Genomic DNA, 23,519 nt, shown 5'->3' on the forward strand with positions numbered 1-23,519 from the left:
CCTTGCCAAAAACATTATCTGAAAGTCTATTTATTTTTTATCTTGCGGTGCAGATCTTTTTTATCAGACCATCTTTTCAAAAAGCCGATCATGCCTGCTTCATAATACTTGTCTGTTAATTCTTCACGTACTCTTAGGCCCTCTTCCCGGTTCATAGCTGTTTTTAAGCAATCGGTCTTTAAATCGCATGCAAGACAGGATTTCGGCGAACATCTTAAGCCGTCATCGGCCATTGGGAAAACAATATCCATTTTCCCGAAACAATCCGGATTTTTTGTGTTGTCGGCATTCATTTCGGCAAACTTCCCGCATCAAACTCTTTAGTCTGCAAATTAAATTCCCGGTTAATCTTTTCAATATAACCGTGATCTGCAAAGCTGTAATATTTATTGTCCCCAATTATAATATGTTCATGGACGGAAACACCCATTACCTTGCATGCAAAAACAAGCTGCCTTGTAACCGCTATGTCTTCGGCGGAAGGTTCAGGATCACCTGACGGATGGTTATGAGCGAAAATAAGAGCTGCTGCATGATAATCCAAAGCAGCCCGTGCAACTTCTCTTGGATATACGGAACTTGAAGTAAGCGAACCCTTAAAAAGGGTTTCGGCTCTTATGACTTTGTTCTTGGCATCGAGAAATATCACCTCAAAGCACTCAATATTTTTATCCCTTAAATTATGGTTAAGGTAATCAAACAATGCTTTGGAATTGTTTATAGGATCTTTATTAATCAATTTTTTTTCAAGATACCTGTTTGCAACATCATTAACAAGCTTGATCCCAAAAAGATTTACAGGTCCTATGCCTTTTATCTTACACAATTCAGATGGGGAAGCTTCGAGGACTGCCTGAAATGTCTTGAATTTATTTAAAGCCACCTTTGCAGCTTCCTTGCAGTCTTTGCGCGGGGTAGCAAGAGTTAATAAAAGTTCTATTACTTCATAATCATGGAAACCGGAAAGGCCTGAAGTCAGGTATTTGTCTCGAAGCCTTTGTCTGTGGCCTTCGCCCTTTTTCTGTATGCTGTCTTTACTCATCCACTTCCTGCTTAAGATCGCGAGTCATAAGCGTGAGTACAGCCTCTTTAGGAGAAACTTCTTCATATAATATGTTGTATACTTCATGGGTAATAGGCATTTCAACACCAAGTTTTTTTGAAAGATTATAAACCGATTTTGTAGTATTTACACCTTCTGCAACCATACGCATTTCGGAAAGAATTTCTTTTAATTTCCTGTTTTCGCCTATTTTTTTACCGATCATATGATTTCTGCTTAAATCGCCTGTACAGGTAAGAACCAGGTCACCAGCACCGGCAAGACCTGTAAATGTTTCAGGCTTTGCACCCATTGCAAGCCCTAGTCGCTTTAGCTCTGCCAGTCCTCTTGTTATAAGTGCTGCTCTGGTATTTAATCCCAGGCCAAGACCGTCTATAATTCCTGCAGCAATAGCTATAACATTTTTGACAGCACCCCCCAATTCAACACCTATTATATCATCATTGGTATATACCCTGAAAAATGGAGTTGCGAACAAGAGCTGAACATAAGCTGCAACATCAGGATTTTTTGATGCTGCTGTTACAGCGGTAGGTAAGTTTTTTGCTACTTCCTTGGCAAAACTCGGCCCTGAAAGAACAGCAAAATTATCTTCACAAATATTGGTTATACATTCCTTGAGAACACCGGTCATGGTAAGATACGTACCATTTTCTATTCCCTTTGAAGCAGAAACTATTATTGTTTTTTTATCAAGCAAGCCCGATATTTTCATAGCTGTTTCGCGCATCACATGGGATGGAACAACTATAAGAACAAGATCTTTTCCTTTAACCGCATCGGCAATATTATTTGAAGGAATAATATTAGAAGAAAGTACTATATCAGGAAGAAAAACCTTATTCTCGCGAAATTCTTCGATCTGTTCTTTTATTTCCTTTTCAAAAACCCAGAAATCAACCTTAAATCCTTTATTACCCAAAAGATTGGCAAGCGCAGTACCCCAGCTTCCTGCCCCAATCACACCGATATTTGCATTATTTATTTCTGATATATCCATCATCTAAAATTCATCCATATCCTCTTATATGGTATATTCTCCCGACCCTGGGCTAGTCTTTTTCAGCAAGCCTCACCGCTCCGATAACTTTTTCAGGCTCTTCTCTGTTCATAAGCTTGACTCCCTGGGTGTTGCGGCTGATAACTGAAATACCGCTTATGGGAGTACGAATAATTTTACCGGAGTCTGTCATAAGCATAAGGTCATCATCCTCATCTACAATAATTATTGTTACAACCTGGCCGTTTCTTTCACTGGTTTTTATGCATATGACACCCTTTCCTCCTCTTTTATGAACAGGATATTCATCAATAGATGTTCTTTTGCCAAAACCGTTTTCCGTAACCGCAAAAAGTGTCTGCCCATGGCTTAAAACCTCCATTCCCACTATCCGGTCATCCTTGGACAAACGCATCCCACGCATTCCTCCGGTAACACGGCCGGTTGCCCGTATATCCGATTCGTGGAAACGAATAGATTTCCCCAAAGCTGAACAAACAAAAACATTAAGCGTACCATCAGTAATACGCACTGCTATAAGCTCATCTCCATCATCAAGTTTTAAAGCCTTGATCCCTCCTACTCTTGGCCGGCTGTATGCCATGATATCCGTTCTTTTAACCTGCCCTCGCTTTGTTGCCATGATCACAAAAGATCCCGGCTCAAAATCCTTTACAGCAAGAACGGTAGTAAGTTTTTCATCTTGTGCAAAGTTTAATAAATTAACTATAGCCTTACCCCGGCTTGTCCGTCCGGCTTCAGGAATATCATAAACTTTACACCAATAAACTTTCCCCTGATTTGTAAAAAACAGAAAATTGTGGTGAGTAGATGCGACAAAAAGCAATGAAACAAAATCCTCTTCCTTTGTTGCCATCGCGGTTTTACCTTTGCCTCCGCGACTTTGCGCATCATAAATACTTGCGGGCGTTCTCTTTATATACCCATTCTTGGAAACAGTAACAACCATATCCTCTTCAACTATTAAATCCTCAATAGAAATATCTTCCGTTTCATCCGTAATTTCAGTGCGTCGTACATCACCGTATTCACTTTTTATCTGGGTAAGTTCATCTTTTATTATATTTAACACTATCTTTTCGTTAGAAAGGATCTCTTTGTATCTTGCAATATCATTTATTATATTATTATATTCCTCAATTATCTTTTCCCGCTCAAGGCCTGTAAGCCTTTGAAGACGCATATCCAGCACAGCCTGAGCCTGAATAGGAGTCATATCGAATTTAGATATAAGTGATTGTTTGGCCTCTGCGGGAGATTTAGAGCTTTTAATCAATGTAATTACTGCATCAATATTATCTATCGCTATCTTGAGCCCTTCAAGTATGTGAGCCCTGGCTTCAGCTTTCTTTAATTCAAACTTTGTCCGCTTTATAATAATATCCTTGCGGTGCAGTACAAAATACTCAAGAATTTCCTTTAATTTTAAAACTTCCGGTCTGTTATTTACAACAGCAAGGAAGATGATCCCGAATGTGCTTTGCATCCGGGTATGCTTATAAAGTTGATTTATAATAATTTTGGCCATCTGGTCTTTCTTGAGGCCAAGAGCAATCCGCATCCCTTGTCTGTCGGATTCATCCCTTACATATTTTACTCCTTCTATATGCTTGTCACGGATCAGTTCGGCAATTTTTTCTATAAGGGATGCTTTATTGACCATATATGGAAGCTCTGTAACCACTATAGTTTCACTCTGGCTCTTTTTATCTATTTCAACGAAAACCCTGGCACGAACCTTTACTTTACCTCTTCCAGTGGAATAAGCATCATATATTCCACTTCTCCCGTAAATTATACCGGCTGTCGGAAAATCCGGACCCGGAACTATTTTAATAAGCTCTTCACATGTAATATCGGGGTTATCTATAAGACTCTTTATTGCTTCTATTACTTCGGTAAGATTATGCGGTGGAATACTTGTCGCCATTCCGACAGCAATACCTGATGATCCGTTTATCAGAAGACATGGAATTTTAGCAGGTAGTATTGAAGGCTCGGTTAAAGACTCATCATAATTCGGCACAACATCAACGGTCTCTTTATCGATATCTTCCATCATTTCATGGGCAAGGCGCGTCATTCTGATTTCAGTATAACGCATTGCTGCGGGGGGATCTCCATCTACAGAGCCGAAATTGCCCTGGCCATCAACAAGCAGATACCTTAATGAAAAATCCTGGGCCATTCGAACAATAGTATCATAAACCGCCGTATCACCATGCGGATGATATTTACCTATTACATCACCGACTATTCTGGCTGATTTTTTATACGGTTTGTTCCAATCATTCTTAAGCTCGCGCATGGCATAAAGAATGCGGCGATGAACAGGCTTAAGACCATCACGAACATCAGGCAAAGCCCTCCCGATAATAACGCTCATGGCGTAATCGAGATAAGACTTTTTCATTTCTGTTTCTAAGTTGATCTCATGTAGTTCTTCAGTTTGCATAATAATACAAAACCTTTTGTTTAAAGTTTGCTACCGGAATGGATATCTGTTCTCTATGCTTTGCCGACAAATACTCCGGCAAAAAGGAAAAGAATGATTTCATAAGCAATCACATAAGTATAACTGCCAAAAGCAGCATATGCTATACCCCCGCCGACTATGGCAGGCACACCACAAAAAATGAGAATCCCGAGTTTTCTGCTAAGATCCATATTATAATCCTTATTTTCTTTCAATAACCATGGCCATTCCCATACCGCCGCCTATACACATGGAAATAAGCCCTGTAGAATATCCTTTTCTTTTCATCTGGTTCATTCCTGAAACCATTTGGCGAGCACCTGTGCAGCCAATGGGATGCCCCAAAGAAATGCCGCTTCCCAGTTCATTCGGTCTGTCATTATCAATACCAAGTTCGCGCATACAACCGATAGCCTGCGATGCAAATGCTTCATTTAATTCTATCATGTCAATATCATTTAATGTCATGGAGGCTAATTTCAATGCTTTTTTAATAGCAGGAACAGGCCCAAGTCCCATATATGCCGGATCAACACCACCGGATGCAAAAGACTTGACATAAACAATAGGTTCAAGTCCAAGCTCTTTGGCCTTATCAAGGCTCATCATAACAACTGCCGCAGCTCCGTCATTTATTCCCGAAGCATTTCCGGCTGTCACGGTTCCGTCTTTTTTGAATGCCGGTCTTAATTTTCCCATTTTTTCAACGCTTGTTTCCATTGGGCGCTCATCAGTATCAACTATAGTGTCACCTTTTCGCGTTTTTATCACAACAGGGGTTATTTCCTGGGCAAATATGCCGTTTTTTATTGCAGCCATAGCTCTTTCATGGCTGAGTGCGCCTAGTTGATCCTGCTCTTCTCTGCTGATCCCATACATAGCAGCAATATTTTCAGCGGTTAATCCCATATGATAGCCATAAAATATCTCATATAATCCATCCAAAACCATTAAATCCTGGATCTGGCCGTTTCCGGTAATTTCCATTCTGTAACCCCAGCGGGCTTTTGGAAGCGCCATCGGTACAAGGCTCATGTTTTCCTGTCCACCGGCTATTATGACATCGGCCTGTCCGGCCATTATGGAAGTTGCGCCCAAAGCAATCGCCCTAAGTCCTGAACTGCACACTTTATTAATAGTAAAGGCAGGAGTCTCCTTCGGAATACCACCACGTATCATTGATTGTCTTGCAGGATTTTGCCCCAATCCGGCCTGAAGCACATTTCCCATTATAACTTCATCAATTTCAATTGCTTGTTTTGAATCATCCCAATCAAAATATTTGCTTTCAAGCTCGGTTATACCTTTATCTTTCAATTTTTCCGGAGCATTATCTAATGTATTTGCTCCAACAACAGGCCTGAGCCCCGTTCTTTTAAGAGCATCTTTTATAACCAGACCACCTAAATCAATAGCAGAAACATCTTTTAAGGTTCCACCAAATGACCCTACAGCAGTTCTTGCGCCTCCAACTATTACAACTTCTTTCATATCAAAAAACCTCCTGATTTTGACGGCTTAAAATAATGCAACCGTCAGGTTTTAAAGTACTATTTTTTTATTTAACAAGTTTATCAATTAATCATCAGAAAATACCGTTTTATTAAAACGATTCATGCATCTTTGAAAAATTAAGCCGGAAGTTTATTACCACATAAGAAGATAAAAGGTCAATGATTAGAAGAAAATAAGAAATAATAATCCTGCCTGAATCATAACATTAAAATGAAACTTGCATTCCAATGCTGTATGCTATAAACTCTGTACATTGTTCACTATAATGGAGAGTTAAAAACTCAGATATATATAAAATCAAATCGTATATATCAACAACACTTAAATTTTTCATCTGACTAAACAATGTTTAACATAACTATCTCATATATTGCAGCTGCGGTAGCAGCAGGAATTGCGCTTCTTGCGCTGTGGCGGGAACCTCGCTCTTTTATTCATCGTATTTTTGCAGCAGGCATGATTTTATGTTCAGTAAATGCTGCATTAACCGGGGTTCTTTTCCAGTCATTATCTATAGATAATTTTTTAATACGACAGCAATTCCAGTCAATAACCGCTTCATTTCTGCCATCTGTCTGGCTTCTTTTCAGCATAAGCTTTGCCAGGGCTAATTATATGGAACAGATATCAAAATGGAAATGGGTCATTATTTCATTTTTTATTCTGCCTGTATTAATAGCCATTTTTTTCAGAGACTCCTTCTTTTCGGGAGAACCCGTTTTAACAAAAACCTCCGAACTTTTTATCGCAATCGGAAGATCAGGATATATATGGCATCTTATCTGGATATTATCTGCAATCCTGATTCTGATGAATTTTGAAAAAACATTCCGACATGCCACAGGTCATATACGCTGGCAAACCAAATTCATGTTTCTCGGCCTGGGAGCTATAATAGGAATACGTCTTTTCACTTACAGCTATGTACTGCTTTTCAAAGGTGTAACTACAGGTCTTTATGTTATTAATCAAGGAGCTCTTCTTGTAGCCGCAATCCTTATTTTACGGTCACTATTACGTGGGAAACCTCTTAATGCCAGTATCCAGCTTTCCCATCAGCTTTTATATAATTCATTTACAATGCTTATCGCAGGCATCTACTTTATATTAGTAGGAGCTCTAACATGGCTTTCCGTTCATTTTGCATGGTTAGATAATACTTATCTAATAATATTTTTTGCATTTACAGCTTTATTAATAATATTAAGTCTGCTTCTTTCAGACCGTCTGCGGGTAAAGAGAAAACGTTTCATAAGCCGTCATTTCAAACGACCCCAGTATGACTACCGGAAAATCTGGGGAGATTTTACAAACAGAACCGCTTCTGTTACACAAACAAAAGATCTTTGCAGCATTATTGTAAACATGGTTTCTGAAACTATGGAGATTCTATCCGTAAGCATCTGGATAGTTGACGATAAACAGGAAAGAATGTCTTTAGAAGGTTCAACAGTATTTACGGATGCAAAAGCAGATTCAATGAGTTTTTCAGGTTATAATATAGCCGATCTTACCCGAACAATGGAAGAACAGTCTGTTTTGCTTGATCTTAAAGGAAATACAGCCGGCTGGGTGAAGTCTCTAAACCGCATCTATGATGCAGAAACTCGCGAATCGCGCATAAGATACTGTGTCCCGCTAAATGCCGCAGGTCAACTTATCGGGATTATGACGTTAAGCGAAAAAGTTTTTTATGAGCCCCTTTCTTTTGAAGAAACCGAGCTTGTTAGAACCATTGGCGATCAGGCGGCTGCTATTTTGCAAAACTTGAGGCTTTCGGAACATCTTCGCAAAGTAAAAGAACTAGAGGCATTCCAGGCCATGTCTGCTTTTTTTATGCATGACCTGAAAAATCTTGCGACAAAACTTTCTCTTGTAACACAGAACCTGCCTGTTCTTATAGATAATCCTGAGTTTCGTGCCGATGCTCTTAAAACAATTTCACAAAGCGTATTAAAGATAAACAGCATGAGCAGCCGCCTCTCTCTTTTAAGCCAAAAGCTGGAACTTTATGTACAAAAGACTGATCTTAATGAGATGATTACATCTGCAGTATCTGATATAAAAGGATATACCCAAGCGTCTGTTTTGCAAAATTTAAACAATGTTCCTTTGGTTTTTATAGATCCTGAACAAATTAATAAAGTACTCGAAAATCTTCTTATGAATGCCTGTGATGCCATAGAACAGGATGGAAAAATTATAGTTGAAACTGCCAGTCAAGAAAATTGGGTGCAGATCTCTATCTATGACAATGGCTGCGGAATGTCTGAGGAATTTATAGCAAATGATCTGTTCCGGCCTTTCAGGACAACAAAAAAGCAAGGCATGGGAATCGGTTTGTTTCACTGTAAAACAATTGTTGAAGCTCATGGTGGCAGGATAGAGGTTGAAAGCAAAGAAAATAAATGGTCAATGTTTAGGGTGTTTTTGCCGATAAGCAGTAAATAAAGATAAACGGTTCATATATTGTCAAGAGATATAAGTCACAATATTTAAGGACAAGGGATGAAAAAACCAAAAATATTGATAGTAGATGATGATGAAGATTTGAGAACACAGATGAAGTGGGCTTTGGCCAACGACTACAGGGTTTTTCTGGCCGAAGATCGAAAGAGCGCTCTTGCTGTATTTAAAAAGGAAACCCCATCTGTTATTACACTTGATCTGGGATTGCCTCCACATCCTGCAGGTGTGGAAGAGGGCTTTCTGACCTTGTCTGAAATCCTTGCCGAAAACAGACAGCTCAAGGTAATTATCATTACCGGACGCGGAGAAAAAGAAAACGCCCTGCGTGCTGTAGCACAAGGTGCATATGATTTTTTCTACAAACCGATACAAATAGATGAACTTAAGATTGTTTTAAAACGCGCTTTTTATGTATCTCATCTTGAACAGGAACAACGTATTCTACAAAGCCGGTTGAGCGGCAACTCCTTTGAAGGCATGCTGGGCACCTGCCCCCAAATAATGGAAGTGTTTTCAATAATAAAAAAGGTGTCAACAACAGATGCTCCTGTTCTTGTAACAGGAGAAAGCGGTACGGGCAAGGAACTGGTCGCCCGTGCTATTCACAGTCTTAGTTACCGCAAATCTAATTCTTTTATTGCTATTAACTGCGGCGCCATACCTGAAAATCTTCTTGAAAGTGAGCTTTTCGGACATGAAAAGGGATCTTTCACAGGTGCTCATACGCAACGTAAAGGCCGTATTGAAATGGCTGAAGGTGGTACCCTGTTTTTAGATGAAATAGGCGAACTTCCGCTCTCTCTTCAAGTTAAACTTCTGCGATTCCTTCAGGAAAAAGTTATCGAACGAGTAGGAGGAAGGGAAGTAATTGAAGTTGATACCCGTGTTCTTTCTGCTACAAACCGCGATCTGGAAGAGGCAATGAAAGATGGAAGTTTCAGAAATGATCTATATTATCGTCTGGGAGTAATTTCAATATCCCTTCCTCCTTTAAGAGAAAGAAAAGGAGATGTGTTGCTTTTGGCTAAAGCTTTTCTTGAGCGATATACAGATGAAAACAGAAAAAAAATAAAAGGTTACACATCTGAGGCAATCAATGCTATTTTGCAATATGAATGGCCGGGAAATATCAGAGAACTTGAAAACCGAATAAAACGTGCCGTTATAATGGCTGAAGGCGGTAAAATAAGCCCTGAAGATCTTGAGATGACAACTTCTGCACCTGCTAAATTTGAAGGTATGGGGCTCAAGGAAGCACGCGAAGCTTTAGAAAAAGAACTAATTTTAAAAGCACTTTTCAAAAACAACAGCAATCTGACAAAAGCTGCTTCCGAGCTTGGCATAAGCCGCCCGACTTTATATGATCTTATGGAAAAGTTTGAAATCCCGAAAGAATAGCATCTTTCATCTGAGCCACTTTCAAAACGTTTCAGTTTGGTCAAGCTCAAGGCGGGAGAAAATTTCAACCGCAGGGATACATTGAGTATTTCGAGGATTGAAATTTGAGCCCAACGCTTAAGATCGGCCAAAATGGGGCGTTTTGAAACTGGCTCATCTAATTACATAATAACCGGGTGAGACCCTGTATTTTTCAAGAGCTTCAAGATATGACGGTTTCATATCAGAAGAAGAATTCACCATTATCTCCATTTTCAAATCTCTTTTATTTCCTTTTATATAACCTTTGGCCCTGGCATATATTCCATTCCCTTCCATTGCCAAAGATTTTACGGTAATTAATCCATTCTCCTCAAACATTTCTCCACGCATTTTTTTAAACAAATCAAACGGAATAAGTCCGATACTTTTTATATCTGCATTATTTAAAGAAAACTTAATATTACTTTTATCTTTTATTTTCAAAAAATCAAAATTAATATCTCCTGTACCACTGATTCCATATAACTTTTCAACTACAGGCAAATCTTTAATATCAATACCACTTCCCTTAATTCGTGCAACAAGGCCGGTACCTTTTTTAAAACCGATATTTCCATCAACATCTCCTTTATTGATATTGCAATGAATATCTATCTTCGGAGATAATTTTAAAAAAGAGGCAAAATTTATTCCGGCTTTTAAATTATTTATTACTAAAATCAAAGTACCATCAGTACTGCTTATCTGAACATTTTGTTTTTTTATGCTATAAAAAAGTCCTTTTTCAAAACTATCCAAATCTATAATAATGTTATATCTTTTAAGAGAGTTTGAGATATAGTCCGACACAAATTTATTGGGAATTGCAATTATCCATAGCCCCCAAAAGACAAAGAATACAACTGCAATAAAAAAAGCTGCTTTTTTCATTTTTAGTTAAACTTGTTATCCGTTAAATATGAGCTATTCAAACTTTTTCGGTAAATAATGATATACTCATGGAAATATCTAAAAGTTCAGGGAATGCAAATGATTTTTTTATAGATGCTTTATTTATCTTAAGAAGCATAGGCACATTTTCAATTTTATAAAAAATATTTACCAGTTCATTGAGACTGACCTGTTCTATCATAACCTCAGCGCTTTTTTCATTCATCCTGCCCTCTATTTCTCTATCTTCCAAACTTTTTATAGATTTTATTTTCCCTTGAATACCAAGCGGCAAGAATACTTCATCTAAAGCATGAATAATACTGTCGGCCTTTGACAAAGATCTTTTGTTTTCAATAGCACTTATGTGCACATTCAGCTTCTTGTATTCATCGCTTAAGGTATAAAAACCATTTTGCCTTATTTTTAGAGCTGATAGTTCTTTTTCTGCTTTTTTATTAAGCATGTGCATAGGAATAGTAAGAAGAAAAAAACACAGAAGAAGAAATAGTATAATAATATCATTACGCGAATATGTTCTACTGATATGTTGCGATAATTTTTCCGGGATTTGCCTTAAGTCCATTTTTATTCAGGCCTTTCTTTAGCAACAACAGTAAAGAAAACATTTCCGTCGGTTGCCGGTTTAATATCTGTGATCAAAACATCTGATAAGTATTTTGAGTACTTCCCCCTGGCCTTGTCAACAACTTCCATTGAAACTGCTTCGGCCTTCATTTTAATAAATTCTTTTTCGAACCAGATTTCATTATAAATAACTCCTCCTATTTGTTCCTGAGAAAGTTTTAGAAGAAAATCGATGGGATTTACTCCTGTTAAGGCATCACTCTTTTTTTTCATCTCTTTGATATGAGATTTTAACTGATATACTTCATTAACTATTTTCTTTTCTTCTGGAAACAAAGCTGCATACATGTTCCTTAAACTTTTCTTCTGTGAAGAAATATCTTTATTTGTTATTGTCAGATTGATAACAATGTTGGCATTAATAATAAATGCCAGTAAAAAACTTAAAACCACTGTTTTTTTCAGGATACGTTTTCTTCTGGCAATATCTTTTGTATAGGCTAAAGGGCCGGATCTTAAATTTATGGTCGGGTGAAAAAGTTCATTTGCTGCTGAACCTGTTCTGTCAATTTCTTCCTTATTTTCCTTACTTGCGAGGCGTTCAACAAAAAAAAGTGTGTCTTCACCCATTTGAATGATATTAGCAAGATCTATTGATGTTATAATGCGTGGATCAATATTTTTCAGAGAAAGCTTTTCAATTACAGCATTAATGCAGCTTTTATCGGCATAAACTACCAGTATATCAAATCCGGAATCGGTGTTTTTAAGAACAACTGTTTCAAAAACAATATCTTCAGGGTCACCACCTTCAATAAGGCTTCCAAGTTCTAAAGGAATTGCTTTACCCAATTTTTCCTTATCTGAATATGGAAGATTAATTATCCTGAAATTTAATAACTCCATGGGAATACTCAGATAAAAATCATTGATATCCTCTAAATTCTCATCGGATGAATATTCAAGTGTTTTTTCAAGCTCAATTTTTCCGGAATTCTCTTTAAAAATATAAACAAGAGTATTATCCTGCCATTTCTCACTTTCATCCTGTTTTATGCAAAAAGTAGAAATAGAACCGCCCGGATGAATATCAATAAAACCGATTTTTTTCATAATGCTCCAATTTGCATGAGAGCCACTTTCAAAACGTTTCAGTTTGGTCAAGCTCAAGGCGGGTGAAAATTTCAACCACAGGAATACATTGAGTATTTCGAGGATTGAAATTTGAGCCCAACGCAGAGATCGGCCAAAATGGGGCGTTTTGAAACTGGCTCATGATTATAGCGTTATTCACGATTTGGCTATTTTCACCTTTCACACCAGTATTTGGTTAATAATTTATCGCCTTTATTTTCCACAACACATTCTATGATTCTCTTTATCTTATTATCCTCTGCCAAAGATGTTATTTTAAAATTTACGGCTTTTACTATAAGCATACCGAGAAGTGACTGCCCCAAAGAACCTTCAAAACCTGCTATTTTAACCAGATCACTTGGAGTTTCCAGAGGCTCAAGACCTCTGTACTTTATAATTCTTTCTGCAAGATCTTTTGTAATTTCAGCATTAAGGGCCATAATTACCGGCAATGATGCGCTATTGATATTTATAATATTAGATGTAACACCTTCAGCACCATATACAGTAATAAAAGGCTTTAATACTTCGTACGTTTTAGAATCCATTCCATTTATAAGTTTTAGCTCATCAATGCTGTCCAGATAAGCATTTTTAGCACCCTGCTCGGATCTTCCCATCCTTGATTCGCTGTCAGGATCTATCCAGTCAGCAACCCTGTATGCAACTTGCTCATCAAGCTTTATATTTTTCAAAAGCCTTTTAAATGAATCTATTGAAGATTCATTAGTAGTTCCATTAGGCCAGACAATACTGTTTACATTAAATTTTGCGTTCTCATCCTCAACATTCACAAAAACCTTGCCGCCGGACCCATCGGCGTTTTCACCAAATATGTTTCCCAAAGGAACCTCATATTTACCCGGATATGTATATGCATAACGTGACTGATTATCTTTAATTATTTTTTTAACAATAGTAATTCCTGATTTGGCAGTCAACGAAAGTTGGCGGCTGATTCTCCAGTTATTTAAAATTGCATTGGTTGAATATACTTCATGCACAAATTCAACAACCATTGTTGTCATTATCGCAAGGATCATCAGCGTCAGTATAAGAGCCATCCCCTTATTAGAAGCCATTATAAGTTCTTCCCTATTCTGGGTTTTGCTATATCGGAAATCACATAAAGTCTGCCGGTATTATCCCGTGTTTCTTTATTTGAAATATAAAACGTAACTAAAATCCTTATCTCGTTCGGAACATTTTTTGTCAATGCGCTGTCCCATGTTTTTACCCAGCGATTCCCATATTTGCACTCTACGGTAAAAGATTGAACATCTTCTATCATATCAATTTTATTGCTTTGTGTTTTTTGATATAAATCCGGTTGTAAAAAAGCCGATTTTATTTCTTTTGTTATGATCAATCTGCCATCTCTCTCTTCCGTGGTATAGTTTATTTTAGCCATACCGTTTGTTAAAGGAGATAATGAGCTCATGGTAAGCCGGGAGGCCTGGTGGCCATAATAATCTCTGTCATCCATCCTGAACACAGTGTAGCTGTTATCACGAGAATAAATTACGGATTCTATCTCTCTTTTTAATATATCAACGAAAGCACGGGATTCCTGAAGTTTAAGCAAGGTTCCATCAACGGCTGCAAGCGCTTTGTGAGAAAGAAAAAAGGTATTATAAAGAGCTGTGAGCACCACAGACAATATGGCTATCGATATCAGGATTTCTAATAATGTAAATCCATTAATCCTTGATTCTTTCACCTTACCCCTTTCTCTATAACTATCTTTTTCCGGTTATTATTTCAGATAGTATAAGTTTTTCTTTCCCACTTATTACAGTTACTCCGATTTCCAGCATACCCGGAAATGTTGAATCCGACACCCTGGTTTCATATTGAATGTCGGAAAAAGGTTTAGGAAAATTTCCGCGATCTTCGGAAGGATTCTTCTCCATTTCATAGATCTTCTCATGTGCTAACCTATCGATAGTAGTTAAGACTATCTGCTTCTCAGCTACACCGAGATGGTAATTAAGGGAAGAAATCAGGGTAAAAAGAAGTCCTCCTATAATTGCGAGGCTTATCATGATTTCAAGGAAAGTGAACCCTTTGTGCATCATCAAACCCTATGCTGTGTTATTATAGTTATTCTGCCACTTAGAGAATTTGAACTGACAGAAATAGTATAATCATCACTTTTTAAATTAATCATAAAACTTTCTGAAGCACCCAATGGAGTATAAAACACAATTACTTCTCCCTCAGATATTATACCTCTGGTTTGCAACAAAACACTTGAAAGCTCATTAATTTTCTCTGTTTTTTCACCTTCAGGGCCTTTATATCTGATTGTTTTTTGGCCCAGATCAAATTTAACGGCATATGTCTCTTTCATAGTCACTGCACTATCATTCAGATAACGCAGAACCGATGCTAAAACCGCTGCTTCGGATTTTAACTTGCCGCTTTCACGGAAGCCAATATATGGGAAAGATACCATGAGCATTACGGAAATGATAAAAACCACAACCATCAATTCTATAAGAGTAAAACCGCTATAGCCAGTTTCAAAACGCCCCATTTTGGCCGATCTCTGCGTTGGGCTCAAATTTCAATCCTCGAAATACTTAATGTATTCCTGCGGTTGAAATTTTCCCCCGCCTTGAGCTTGACCAAACTGAAACGTTTTGAAAGTGGCTCCTTAGGCTTACATTTCCCAATTTTTAATATCCGCATCCTTGCCTTCTCCGCCCTCTTTGTCATCAGCTCCGAAACTCATGATATCAAAATCTCCGTTTATGCCTGGAGATATGTACATGTATGAATTGCTCCACGGATCAAGCGGTATCTTTTTCTGTTCCAGGTACCCACCCGTTCTGTAGTTATTAGGTATTCGACCTGTCTCAGGCTTTATTAAAAGAGCATCAAGTCCCTGTTGAGTATCCGGATAAAAGCCATTATCAATTTTAAAAAGTTTTAAGGCAGTCTCAAAATTTTTAATTTGTACTTTTGCTTCCGTAATGCGGGCATCATCAGTTCTTCCGATGATCTTTGGAGCTACTATCGCCGCTAAAAGGCTTAGAATAAAAACCACAACAACAAGTTCAATTAAAGTAAAACCATTTATCGAAATATATTTTTTTTGCATTTCTCTCCCCAATAATTCTAAGCCTTATTTTACCAATTGATTCATCTGAAAAATTGGAAGTAAAACCGCAAGAACAATAATACAAACCACAACTCCCATTGAAAGTACCATTGCAGGCTCAAAAAGAGATAAGGCCTTTTCAATTTTTCTGGAAAATTGCTGTTCATAAGCCAAAGCCGCTCTGTTTATTGTCTGAGCAAGATTGCCACTTTTTTCACCGGTAGATATAAGCCTTAATAAAAGCGGCGGAAATCCGGAGAGAGAAGAAGACATCTGCTGTCCGGCTGCTACCTTTTCTACGGAATCGAGAACATTAAGCTCCAGTTTTCTGTTGCCAATAGATTTTGCAGAAAGTTTGAGCGCTTTAAGTAATGGAATACCCCCTTCAAGAAGAGCACCCATTGTCCTTGCAAATCTAGCATAATACAGGCTCTGAATAATATTACCGGGCAGTTTTAAAATAATGCCATCAATTTTTGTTCTGTATTTTTTAAATAACTTTCTTAACAACCAGGCTGTAGAAAAAAATATCGCAATGAATGCCCACCAGTATTTGGAAACAATATTGGTCACCGCAATAATTGCTGCTGTAAGAAAAGGCAGAGAACCGCCTGTTTCTGAAAATATTCTTACAATCTTCGGCATTACAAAAGAAAACAGAAAGAAGAGAATCAATAAGCTTACGCCGGCCATTAAAAGAGGGTATGCAGTTGCCGATCTTACTTTTGCTTTAATGAAAGCCTGTGTTTCAAGAAAATCGGCAATCTTTACAAGCACCATATCTAAAGAGCCGCTTGTCTCGCCGGCCTGAACCATATTAATATAATACTCCGGAAAAAAATCCCCATAAACCTCCAGTGCTTTATGCAGACTCATGCCGGAAGATACTCTTTCTTTTATTTGAACCAACAAATCCCCGTAATATCCGGTATATTCATCAGAAAGTGATTGCAGAGCATCCATTAACTGTACTCCTGAAGCAAGAAGCATCGAAAGATTTCTTGTAAGATCCGGAAGAAAAGTATCGTCTTTTTTCTGAAATATACTTCTTATCGGCTTTTTGGTTACTTCCAGAACATCTGTGGGAAAGATCAGCTTTGCCTTTAAGGCAGAAATGGCATCAAAACGCCCCTGTGCTTCTATAGTACCTGTTTTTTCAGCTCCTTTGGAATTATACCCTTTATATTTAAATATCGGCATAGTCTTTCTGCGTAACTCTCAAGATTTCCTGCAATGTAGTAATGCCTTCCATAACCTTATCAACGCCTTCCGAATAAAGAGTTCTCATTCCTTTGGAAACGGCATAATCTTTGATAGTCTGCGCATCAACACGCGCCGCAATCATTTGTCTAAGTTTATTATCTATGGAAAGAATTTCATAAATCCCCGTTCTTCCAAGATAGCCGCTTTGTCTGCATTCACTGCATCCTTTACCTTTGTATAATTGTTTAACAGGTAAAGGGAAATACGCTGTTTCCGAAGATGGTGGCTGATATACTTCTTTGCAATGAGGGCAAATAGTTCTGACAAGCCGCTGGGCAACAACAGCAACAAGTGAAGAAGCAACAAGGAAAGGCTCCATTCCCATATCGGCAAGCCTTGCAAGTGCTGCTACAGCATCATTGGTATGAAGAGTGCTTAAAACAAGATGCCCCGTAAGAGAGGCCTGGATGGCGATTTCAGCAGTTTCAAAATCACGTATTTCACCGACCATTATAATATCAGGGTCCTGCCTTAATATTGATCTTAATCCGGATGCAAATGTAAGGCCTATTTTTGGATTAACCTGCATCTGCCCTATACCCTTTAATTGATACTCCACAGGATCTTCTACTGTGATAATGTTTCTTCCTTCAGCATGGATTCTGTTTAAAGCAGCATAAAGGGTTGTTGTTTTGCCGCTTCCTGTCGGTCCGGTTACAAGGATGATACCGCTTGTATTTTCAAGCAGCTTCTCAAATCTTACCTCATCATTTTTATCAAACCCTACTTCATAAAGACCGATAAGCCCCTGTTTCCTGTCGAGCAGCCTTAATACTGCTCTTTCGCCAAATGATGTAGGAATAATTGATACTCTAAGATCGATATCCTGGCCTCCGATAAGAAGCCTTATCCGGCCATCCTGCGGAAGTCTTTTTTCAGCAATATCAAGATTTGCCATAATTTTTACCCTGCTTATAAGGGCTTCCTGGATAATTTTAGGAGGACGCAAAATTTTGTGCAGTATCCCGTCAATTCGCATTCTGACTTCAAGATCTTTTTCGTAAGGCTCTATATGAATGTCGCTTGCTCTTTCTTTGAATGCCTGCTGGAAAAGGGCATTAAGAAGCCTTATGATAGGGGCATCTTCCGTAAGCTCAAGGATATCCCGCGGCTTCTCAAACTCAGTGGCCACAGAAGACAGATCCTCTGCATCCATATTGTCCATCACTTCTTCGGCATTACTGATCTGGCCATAAAATTTACTGATAGCCTCAGTAATAATGCCTTGCTCAGCTCTTAAAGGATGTGCTTTAAGTCCGTATTTTCCCGCAAGTTCAACAGCAGCCAAAAGGCCATTATTACCGTAGACCGCAGCAACCAGAAAACCGTCATTTATCCTAAGCGGCATAATAAGATTGTTTTTTGAGTAGAAGTAGGGAACCTGCCTTAACAGAGTAATATCCACATCATTATCTTTGATATGTTTTATCGTGGTTCCTGCTGCCGGAGCAGCTATTTTTTCATCGATTAATGTCCAGATCATTATCTTTAATATATTCTATTGTCTGTTTTTGCTTATAAACTTATAAACTTTCTTTTATATATCTCAGCTTTACACCTTATTACTGTTCCGCTGTCCCAGATTCCTGATTACTGTTTTTCTCTCCTGATTCGTGAATCTTAATCCTCGAAACAGGCTCAACATTTTGCACTTCCGGAATTAAAGAAAATTTATTTATCGCTTTCTTAAGATCTACATTCTTGTCAAATTTAATATGATAAACTCCGCTGCTGGTGGTTTCAATATTTGATACCTTTTGTTCCGATAATATTGTACGGATTACTTCTTCAGGAATACCCTCTTTAAATTGAACCATCAATTCATCGGCGACATACTGTATTCCATTATGCATATAATCATTAAATTTATTTTGAGTAAGCGTGGAAAGATCAGAAGATTCTTTAATAATATAAGGAGTTAAAAATATTAACAGATTTGTCTTTGTCCTGCTTGTGCTCCTGAATTTAAACAACCAGCCCAACCCGGGAATATCTCCCAAAAAGGGAACTTTTGTAATTAATTCTTCATCTTTTTCCTCCATTAATCCACCAATCACAACCGTTTGCTTATCTTTTACCGATACGGATGTTCTTGTTGATCTTTTTGTCATTGTAGGACCAACTGATGTTATAATATTTTCAGAATCTGCCTTCGCTGCCGAAATTTCCTGATATATATCCAGTTTTACATATTCACCCTCGTTTATCTGAGGTGTAATCTTCAAAAGCACACCAACATCTTTACGTTCTATGGAAGTAAGAACGGTTGCGGTGGTACTAATATCCCTTTCTCTCGATGAGATCAAAGGTATATTTTCACCAACCAGGATTTCAGCCTCCATATTATCTGAAGTAAGAATCTGCGGTGTTGAGAGAATATTTACAGCATCTTTAAATTCACTCATGCTAAACAATGCAGTAATTCCCGGAACTTTAACATCGGAAGTTGCTCCGGACACTAAACTCTCCGGGACTGTGTAGTAATTGGATATTCCGCCCATTGAAAGGCCCGTCATGCCGGAGAGAATGGAACTGATTGTTGAGGTATCAACTTCTCCGACTCCTCCCACGAAGATAGGCTCTCCATCCCTTGTAACAGCAGCGCGCCATTTTGAGCCAAGTTCAAGCAATTTCCCAATAGAAACCTCGGCAATCATGGCTTCCACAAAAACCTGCTTTCTTCTCTTATCAAGTTGCTTTATGATTCGTAACAAATTCTGGTAATCAGTAGGTGTAGCAACTACTACCAAAGCGTTTGACGCTTTGTCAGCCGTGATGGATATGCCCCCGGCAGTTTCAAACACCGACATGGAAGCTGCTGCCTGCTTTGCCTGTCCCGCTTTAATAAGATCTTGCAATACTTTTGCAAGTTCAACTGCATCTGCATTCTCCATAAAATAAACATTGATCATACCTTGTGCATCGGGAGAACGCACATCAAGAAGGGAAATAAAGGAGCGCATTAATTCTTTCATTGCTTTATCCCCGAACAGCATCACTGCGTTTAATCTTTGGTCTGCAACAGCCTTTCCTGCACTGCCGGGCAATGCATTAGACGATATTCCATTTAGTATCCCACGATTGCTGATATTATCATTTATTGTCTTGGCAACTACTTCGGCACCGGCATATTTAAGATATAAAATTTCCGGCATCTCTCCCACACTCGGCTGGTCTATTGATTCTATAATGGATACTATCTTTCTTACATTTATTCCCGAATCTATGACAAGCAGCATATTGCCAGGCCCGAATACTGATGCATAACCATTTTTTGATACCATGGGAGCAATAAATTTAAGCGTTTCTGCAGAAGAAACATATTTGATCGTAATAAGTCTGGCTATATAATTTTCATTAGTCGGAAGGCCGTCGTTTGTTACTTCCATTCCGCTATGCCTTGCATTCGCAGTAGGGATAATCTTATACATACCGGCTATGGTTGGAATAACTGTATAGCCTTTTAATGCAAGCACTGATGTAAAAAGGCCAAATGCATCATTTATGCTGATTTTTGATGGAGCAATAATTGTAACCTTGCCCCTGACATCCTCATCAAAAATAAAATTTTTTCCGGTAATTTCACTTACAAACTTTACTACTACAGGAAGGTCGATATCCACAAAATTAAAGCTTATCTTCTCCGTATCCTTTGATGCTGCAAAACCATTCGGAAAAATACCCATAATGAGTATAAAAGATACAGCCAATAAAAACATCCAATTAATTTTTTTGCCGATCATGCTCGCCTTATCCTTACCTGATTTGATAGGTCATTGTAGTTCTTTTACCGGATCTTATGATATCAAGCCGTACCCTGTTCGTACCCTTTAAGGCAGTAAAAGCCTTAAGAGCATTTTCCGGGTTTGTAATATCAAAATTGTTTACCCTTAAAATAATATCTTCATTTCTTAATCCAAGATTATCTTGTATTTCACCTTTTTTTATATCTCTTAAAAGAAATCCTTCCTGCTGGTTATTTTTCATATTTGGAATTAACCTGATATTAGAAAGGAAACGACCCGGATTTTCCAAAGCACTTTCAACCAGTTTCTGATCAATAGCATACTCTCCTTTATCAAGTTTATTTACATAAGAAGGTAAGTTATTACTAAAGGACGCGGTTTTCTGATTCACAGCAGCTATAGATTCCACTATGGGAATTTCATAGATCACATCTTCTTTTTCTACAAAAGCCTTGTCTTTCTCCACTTGTTTTAACAAGCCGTTTCCCAGTATGAATTCACCTGACTTAAATATTTCCTGTTTGCCGTCACTGCCTGCAAATACGGCAAAACTGAACATTTCATCACCTGAAATAGTCCCTATAAGTTTAATATCTGAAATAGAATGTGGCTTGCCGGACGAACCGCTTAAGGGTTTTAAGGCACCTGCTTTGAAACCAAAAGGATTGTAAATTAGAATGGATTCATATTCCATCAGACCTTTTTTTATATGTTTAAAATTTGCAGTCTGAAAAAGAGCCGGAGTTTTAATATCTTTAGCATTATAAACTCTTGCAATTAAAGTCCTTAAGCAAACCAACACAAAAGCGATAAGCACAATTAAAACAATTACATTAATAACACTCAAGACATTTGCTTTTCGATAAAGCATATTTTGACCCCCAGGGCAGGCAAACTTAAAAATTCTGTATAACTTTATCATGTTATCTCAATAAGTCAATGATAATCTTTTTTTATCTTAATTAATTTACGAAGTTAGCACCGATCTTTTCTTTTCCCTATTCATATCATATGGTTATCAACCTATTAATATATTATACTATATTAATAGGTTACAAGCTATATCAGCCCTCATTATCAGCTTATATATTTATGAGATAACTTATATGCACAAGTTACTGATATAAATAAGGATAACAGCAATTTTGCACGCAATGCGTTAAAAGATTCCTTAATAATTCAACAGGCTGTTATTATTATATAATTTATTCAATTTTAAATTTATATTCTTGGGAAATTAATTGTTCAATTCCGATGCGGCCATGCCTGATGATATTTAACAAGATTGGACTCTGTAAGAGATTAATAGGCCAAACGATATGGGTTTATCCAGATAATTATGCTAACTGTTTTAAGCTTTTCTTTCCCTGTAAAGCTGTGTAACTCTGATTATATAATTCTTCGTTTCCTGAGGCATTTTGTTGGGATTCTTTCCAATATTACCAGCTCCCCAATTGTATGCAGCAAGTGCAAGAGAAATATTTCCGCCATATCGGTTTAAAAGCCCCTTCAGGTATTTTGTCCCGCCCATGATATTTTCGACAGGATCATATGCATTTTTAACTGCAAGCTCTTTCGCTGTCCCGGGCATGAGCTGCATAAGTCCCATGGCACCAGCCGATGAGGTGCTTTCCGGTTGGAAATTGCTTTCAACCTGAATCACGCTTTTGATGAGTTCCGGATCTATATCGTGAATTTCTGCAGCTTTTTCTATAACAGTATCAAAATTGTTTTTTGATGATAAAATATCATTTTCATTTATTGTGCGTTGAGTTTTTGACGCTTCCAAAAGGCCAGGATCGTTTATAACCGTTTGAGGTTCCCTAATGGAAATGGAACTGGGTTTATCCTCTATTTCCTCGTCCATCATATCGAGAAGCTCTAAGTCCATCAAGTTTTGAATGAGTTTCACTGCCACTGGAGATGTTATATCTTGAATTTGCTCATGATTTGCCGCTGAAACAATCTCATTGAATAAAAGTTGAAAGTTGCTGGTATCCGGTTCACCACCAGATCCAACTTTGCCGGCAATCTCAGACAAATCGTTTGTTTTGTGTATCGGTATTAAAAACTCTTTAGATATTGAAAAAATATTCATAAATTACCTGTTTGTATTAAAGGGTATAATCAGATCCCTATAAACTCATATTCAATTATTATGCCACCTCTAATGATATTGCATATAGCGTTTATCAAAACAATGTTCCGATTTACCATAACTAAGATTATACTGGCAACATATAACTGATATTATTGCTATTATCTTAATTGCTTAGCACCCCATTTATATTCATATAAAGTTACCCGTTCAATACCGATCATGATTCGATTTGCCTCAAGAAAACTTGATGAATGGCTCAAAGGCCCCAATCGTAAACCAATGGTCATTAGAGGTGCGCGTAGGGTTGGTAAGACCTGGCTTGTACGGGATTTCGCAGATAGAAACGGCCTTAAATTGATCGAATTGAATCCGGAAAAGGCAGTGCCTCAAACTCTGCATGCCAGGTGCATGGATCTTTATCAACAGTATCGCCTTATAGGCGGAATGCCTGAGGCAGTCCAGATCTGGCTGGATAGCAAAGACATGCAGGCATGTATCAAAATCCAGCATGACCTTCTGGCCACATATCGGGATGATTTTCCATAAATATGGCGGAGAAATCGACGCCAGACTACTCAATAGAATCTTGCTCTCAGTTGCCGAACAGATTGGGAATAAATTTGTTTATAGCATGGTTGATACAAACATCAGAACAACAGTAATCCATTTACCGGGAAAGAAGAGGGACATAATCCATAGGTTACTGACATCTTCTCGTTCGATT

The 23,519-nt window shown here is 37.9% G+C and carries 22 protein-coding genes; 3 read left to right on the forward strand and 19 right to left on the reverse strand.

The window, feature by feature from the left end; all coding sequences use genetic code 11:
- Positions 1–26: 26 nt before the first annotated feature.
- From KKC46_04455 to KKC46_04480, 6 genes are read right to left on the reverse strand one after another with little or no spacing between them, the layout of a single operon-like run.
- Positions 27–293 (reverse strand): hypothetical protein, encoded by a 267-nt coding sequence (locus tag KKC46_04455; GenBank protein MBU1053067.1) that lies wholly within the window; start codon positions 291–293, stop codon positions 27–29.
- Positions 290–1,042, reverse strand: coding sequence for a DNA repair protein RadC (gene radC, locus KKC46_04460; GenBank protein ID MBU1053068.1), 753 nt, complete (start codon positions 1,040–1,042; stop codon positions 290–292). The genes KKC46_04455 and radC overlap by 4 nt, the downstream gene beginning before the upstream one ends.
- Positions 1,035–2,063, reverse strand: coding sequence for an NAD(P)H-dependent glycerol-3-phosphate dehydrogenase (locus KKC46_04465; protein MBU1053069.1), 1,029 nt, complete (start codon positions 2,061–2,063; stop codon positions 1,035–1,037). The genes radC and KKC46_04465 overlap by 8 nt, the downstream gene beginning before the upstream one ends.
- Before the next feature lie 52 nt (positions 2,064–2,115).
- On the reverse strand, positions 2,116–4,539 hold the full coding sequence (gene gyrA / locus KKC46_04470; GenBank protein MBU1053070.1) for a DNA gyrase subunit A: 2,424 nt from the start codon (positions 4,537–4,539) through the stop codon (positions 2,116–2,118).
- A gap of 53 nt (positions 4,540–4,592) precedes the next feature.
- Entirely contained in the window at positions 4,593–4,751 is a 159-nt protein-coding gene (locus KKC46_04475) for a hypothetical protein (protein ID MBU1053071.1), read from the reverse strand.
- A 10-nt stretch (positions 4,752–4,761) separates the two neighbouring features.
- Positions 4,762–6,051 (reverse strand): acetyl-CoA C-acetyltransferase, encoded by a 1,290-nt coding sequence (locus KKC46_04480; GenBank protein ID MBU1053072.1) that lies wholly within the window; start codon positions 6,049–6,051, stop codon positions 4,762–4,764.
- 369 nt (positions 6,052–6,420) lie between these two features.
- Between KKC46_04480 and prsK the strand changes: the two genes are divergently transcribed.
- A complete protein-coding gene (gene prsK / locus KKC46_04485; protein MBU1053073.1) occupies positions 6,421–8,526 on the forward strand; it encodes a PEP-CTERM system histidine kinase PrsK in 2,106 nt (701 codons plus the stop codon).
- A gap of 57 nt (positions 8,527–8,583) precedes the next feature.
- The gene (gene prsR, locus KKC46_04490; protein MBU1053074.1) at positions 8,584–9,942 is read left to right on the forward strand and encodes a PEP-CTERM-box response regulator transcription factor; all 1,359 of its coding nucleotides are present in this window, start codon (positions 8,584–8,586) and stop codon (positions 9,940–9,942) included.
- 153 nt (positions 9,943–10,095) lie between these two features.
- On the opposite strand, the gene gspN is transcribed toward prsR, so the two are convergent.
- The 13 genes from gspN to KKC46_04555 form a co-directional block, all read right to left on the reverse strand.
- The gene (gene gspN, locus KKC46_04495) at positions 10,096–10,854 is read right to left on the reverse strand and encodes a type II secretion system protein GspN (GenBank protein MBU1053075.1); all 759 of its coding nucleotides are present in this window, start codon (positions 10,852–10,854) and stop codon (positions 10,096–10,098) included.
- A 37-nt stretch (positions 10,855–10,891) separates the two neighbouring features.
- The gene (locus tag KKC46_04500) at positions 10,892–11,320 is read right to left on the reverse strand and encodes a hypothetical protein (protein MBU1053076.1); all 429 of its coding nucleotides are present in this window, start codon (positions 11,318–11,320) and stop codon (positions 10,892–10,894) included.
- 122 nt (positions 11,321–11,442) lie between these two features.
- A complete protein-coding gene (locus KKC46_04505) occupies positions 11,443–12,555 on the reverse strand; it encodes a hypothetical protein (protein MBU1053077.1) in 1,113 nt (370 codons plus the stop codon).
- Between the two features lie 194 nt (positions 12,556–12,749).
- A complete protein-coding gene (gene gspK, locus KKC46_04510; GenBank protein ID MBU1053078.1) occupies positions 12,750–13,661 on the reverse strand; it encodes a type II secretion system minor pseudopilin GspK in 912 nt (303 codons plus the stop codon).
- On the reverse strand, positions 13,661–14,299 hold the full coding sequence (locus tag KKC46_04515) for a prepilin-type N-terminal cleavage/methylation domain-containing protein (protein MBU1053079.1): 639 nt from the start codon (positions 14,297–14,299) through the stop codon (positions 13,661–13,663). The genes gspK and KKC46_04515 overlap by 1 nt, the downstream gene beginning before the upstream one ends.
- 19 nt (positions 14,300–14,318) lie before the next feature.
- The gene (locus KKC46_04520; protein ID MBU1053080.1) at positions 14,319–14,654 is read right to left on the reverse strand and encodes a type II secretion system GspH family protein; all 336 of its coding nucleotides are present in this window, start codon (positions 14,652–14,654) and stop codon (positions 14,319–14,321) included.
- A 2-nt stretch (positions 14,655–14,656) separates the two neighbouring features.
- Positions 14,657–15,118 (reverse strand): prepilin-type N-terminal cleavage/methylation domain-containing protein, encoded by a 462-nt coding sequence (locus KKC46_04525; GenBank protein ID MBU1053081.1) that lies wholly within the window; start codon positions 15,116–15,118, stop codon positions 14,657–14,659.
- A gap of 126 nt (positions 15,119–15,244) precedes the next feature.
- Positions 15,245–15,685 (reverse strand): type II secretion system major pseudopilin GspG, encoded by a 441-nt coding sequence (gene gspG, locus KKC46_04530; GenBank protein ID MBU1053082.1) that lies wholly within the window; start codon positions 15,683–15,685, stop codon positions 15,245–15,247.
- A gap of 24 nt (positions 15,686–15,709) precedes the next feature.
- On the reverse strand, positions 15,710–16,885 hold the full coding sequence (locus tag KKC46_04535; GenBank protein MBU1053083.1) for a type II secretion system F family protein: 1,176 nt from the start codon (positions 16,883–16,885) through the stop codon (positions 15,710–15,712).
- A complete protein-coding gene (gene gspE, locus KKC46_04540; GenBank protein MBU1053084.1) occupies positions 16,872–18,431 on the reverse strand; it encodes a type II secretion system ATPase GspE in 1,560 nt (519 codons plus the stop codon). The genes KKC46_04535 and gspE overlap by 14 nt, the downstream gene beginning before the upstream one ends.
- Before the next feature lie 79 nt (positions 18,432–18,510).
- Positions 18,511–20,691, reverse strand: a complete 2,181-nt coding sequence (gene gspD, locus KKC46_04545) for a type II secretion system secretin GspD (GenBank protein MBU1053085.1) — start codon at positions 20,689–20,691, stop codon at positions 18,511–18,513.
- A 13-nt stretch (positions 20,692–20,704) separates the two neighbouring features.
- Complete coding sequence (locus KKC46_04550) at positions 20,705–21,565, reverse strand: hypothetical protein (GenBank protein ID MBU1053086.1); 861 nt, start codon at positions 21,563–21,565, stop codon at positions 20,705–20,707.
- 480 nt (positions 21,566–22,045) lie between these two features.
- Positions 22,046–22,585 carry a lytic transglycosylase domain-containing protein gene (locus tag KKC46_04555; GenBank protein ID MBU1053087.1) on the reverse strand — a complete coding sequence of 180 codons (540 nt, stop codon included), beginning with the start codon at positions 22,583–22,585 and terminating at the stop codon, positions 22,046–22,048.
- 429 nt (positions 22,586–23,014) lie between these two features.
- Here KKC46_04555 and KKC46_04560 point away from each other — a divergent pair, with 429 nt between their 5' ends.
- Positions 23,015–23,341 carry an AAA family ATPase gene (locus KKC46_04560; protein MBU1053088.1) on the forward strand — a complete coding sequence of 109 codons (327 nt, stop codon included), beginning with the start codon at positions 23,015–23,017 and terminating at the stop codon, positions 23,339–23,341.
- Positions 23,342–23,519: the final 178 nt, after the last annotated feature.

The sequence above is a fragment of the Pseudomonadota bacterium genome, from assembly GCA_018817425.1.
Lineage (GTDB): Bacteria > Desulfobacterota > Desulfobacteria > Desulfobacterales > RPRI01 > RPRI01.

Coding starts and splice junctions, on each gene's coding strand:
- KKC46_04525 (MBU1053081.1), bottom strand. CDS start 15,118: ATGGGGCGTTTTGAAACTGGCTATAGCGGTTTTACTCTTATAGAATTG.
- prsK (MBU1053073.1), top strand. CDS start 6,421: ATGTTTAACATAACTATCTCATATATTGCAGCTGCGGTAGCAGCAGGA.
- KKC46_04500 (MBU1053076.1), bottom strand. CDS start 11,320: ATGCTTAATAAAAAAGCAGAAAAAGAACTATCAGCTCTAAAAATAAGG.
- gspN (MBU1053075.1), bottom strand. CDS start 10,854: ATGAAAAAAGCAGCTTTTTTTATTGCAGTTGTATTCTTTGTCTTTTGG.
- gspG (MBU1053082.1), bottom strand. CDS start 15,685: ATGCAAAAAAAATATATTTCGATAAATGGTTTTACTTTAATTGAACTT.
- KKC46_04535 (MBU1053083.1), bottom strand. CDS start 16,885: ATGCCGATATTTAAATATAAAGGGTATAATTCCAAAGGAGCTGAAAAA.
- prsR (MBU1053074.1), top strand. CDS start 8,584: ATGAAAAAACCAAAAATATTGATAGTAGATGATGATGAAGATTTGAGA.
- KKC46_04560 (MBU1053088.1), top strand. CDS start 23,015: ATGATTCGATTTGCCTCAAGAAAACTTGATGAATGGCTCAAAGGCCCC.
- KKC46_04555 (MBU1053087.1), bottom strand. CDS start 22,585: ATGGACTTAGAGCTTCTCGATATGATGGACGAGGAAATAGAGGATAAA.
- radC (MBU1053068.1), bottom strand. CDS start 1,042: ATGAGTAAAGACAGCATACAGAAAAAGGGCGAAGGCCACAGACAAAGG.
- KKC46_04550 (MBU1053086.1), bottom strand. CDS start 21,565: ATGCTTTATCGAAAAGCAAATGTCTTGAGTGTTATTAATGTAATTGTT.
- KKC46_04480 (MBU1053072.1), bottom strand. CDS start 6,051: ATGAAAGAAGTTGTAATAGTTGGAGGCGCAAGAACTGCTGTAGGGTCA.
- gspK (MBU1053078.1), bottom strand. CDS start 13,661: ATGGCTTCTAATAAGGGGATGGCTCTTATACTGACGCTGATGATCCTT.
- KKC46_04505 (MBU1053077.1), bottom strand. CDS start 12,555: ATGAAAAAAATCGGTTTTATTGATATTCATCCGGGCGGTTCTATTTCT.
- KKC46_04455 (MBU1053067.1), bottom strand. CDS start 293: ATGAATGCCGACAACACAAAAAATCCGGATTGTTTCGGGAAAATGGAT.
- KKC46_04520 (MBU1053080.1), bottom strand. CDS start 14,654: ATGCACAAAGGGTTCACTTTCCTTGAAATCATGATAAGCCTCGCAATT.
- KKC46_04475 (MBU1053071.1), bottom strand. CDS start 4,751: ATGGATCTTAGCAGAAAACTCGGGATTCTCATTTTTTGTGGTGTGCCT.
- KKC46_04465 (MBU1053069.1), bottom strand. CDS start 2,063: ATGGATATATCAGAAATAAATAATGCAAATATCGGTGTGATTGGGGCA.
- gyrA (MBU1053070.1), bottom strand. CDS start 4,539: ATGCAAACTGAAGAACTACATGAGATCAACTTAGAAACAGAAATGAAA.
- gspE (MBU1053084.1), bottom strand. CDS start 18,431: ATGATCTGGACATTAATCGATGAAAAAATAGCTGCTCCGGCAGCAGGA.
- gspD (MBU1053085.1), bottom strand. CDS start 20,691: ATGATCGGCAAAAAAATTAATTGGATGTTTTTATTGGCTGTATCTTTT.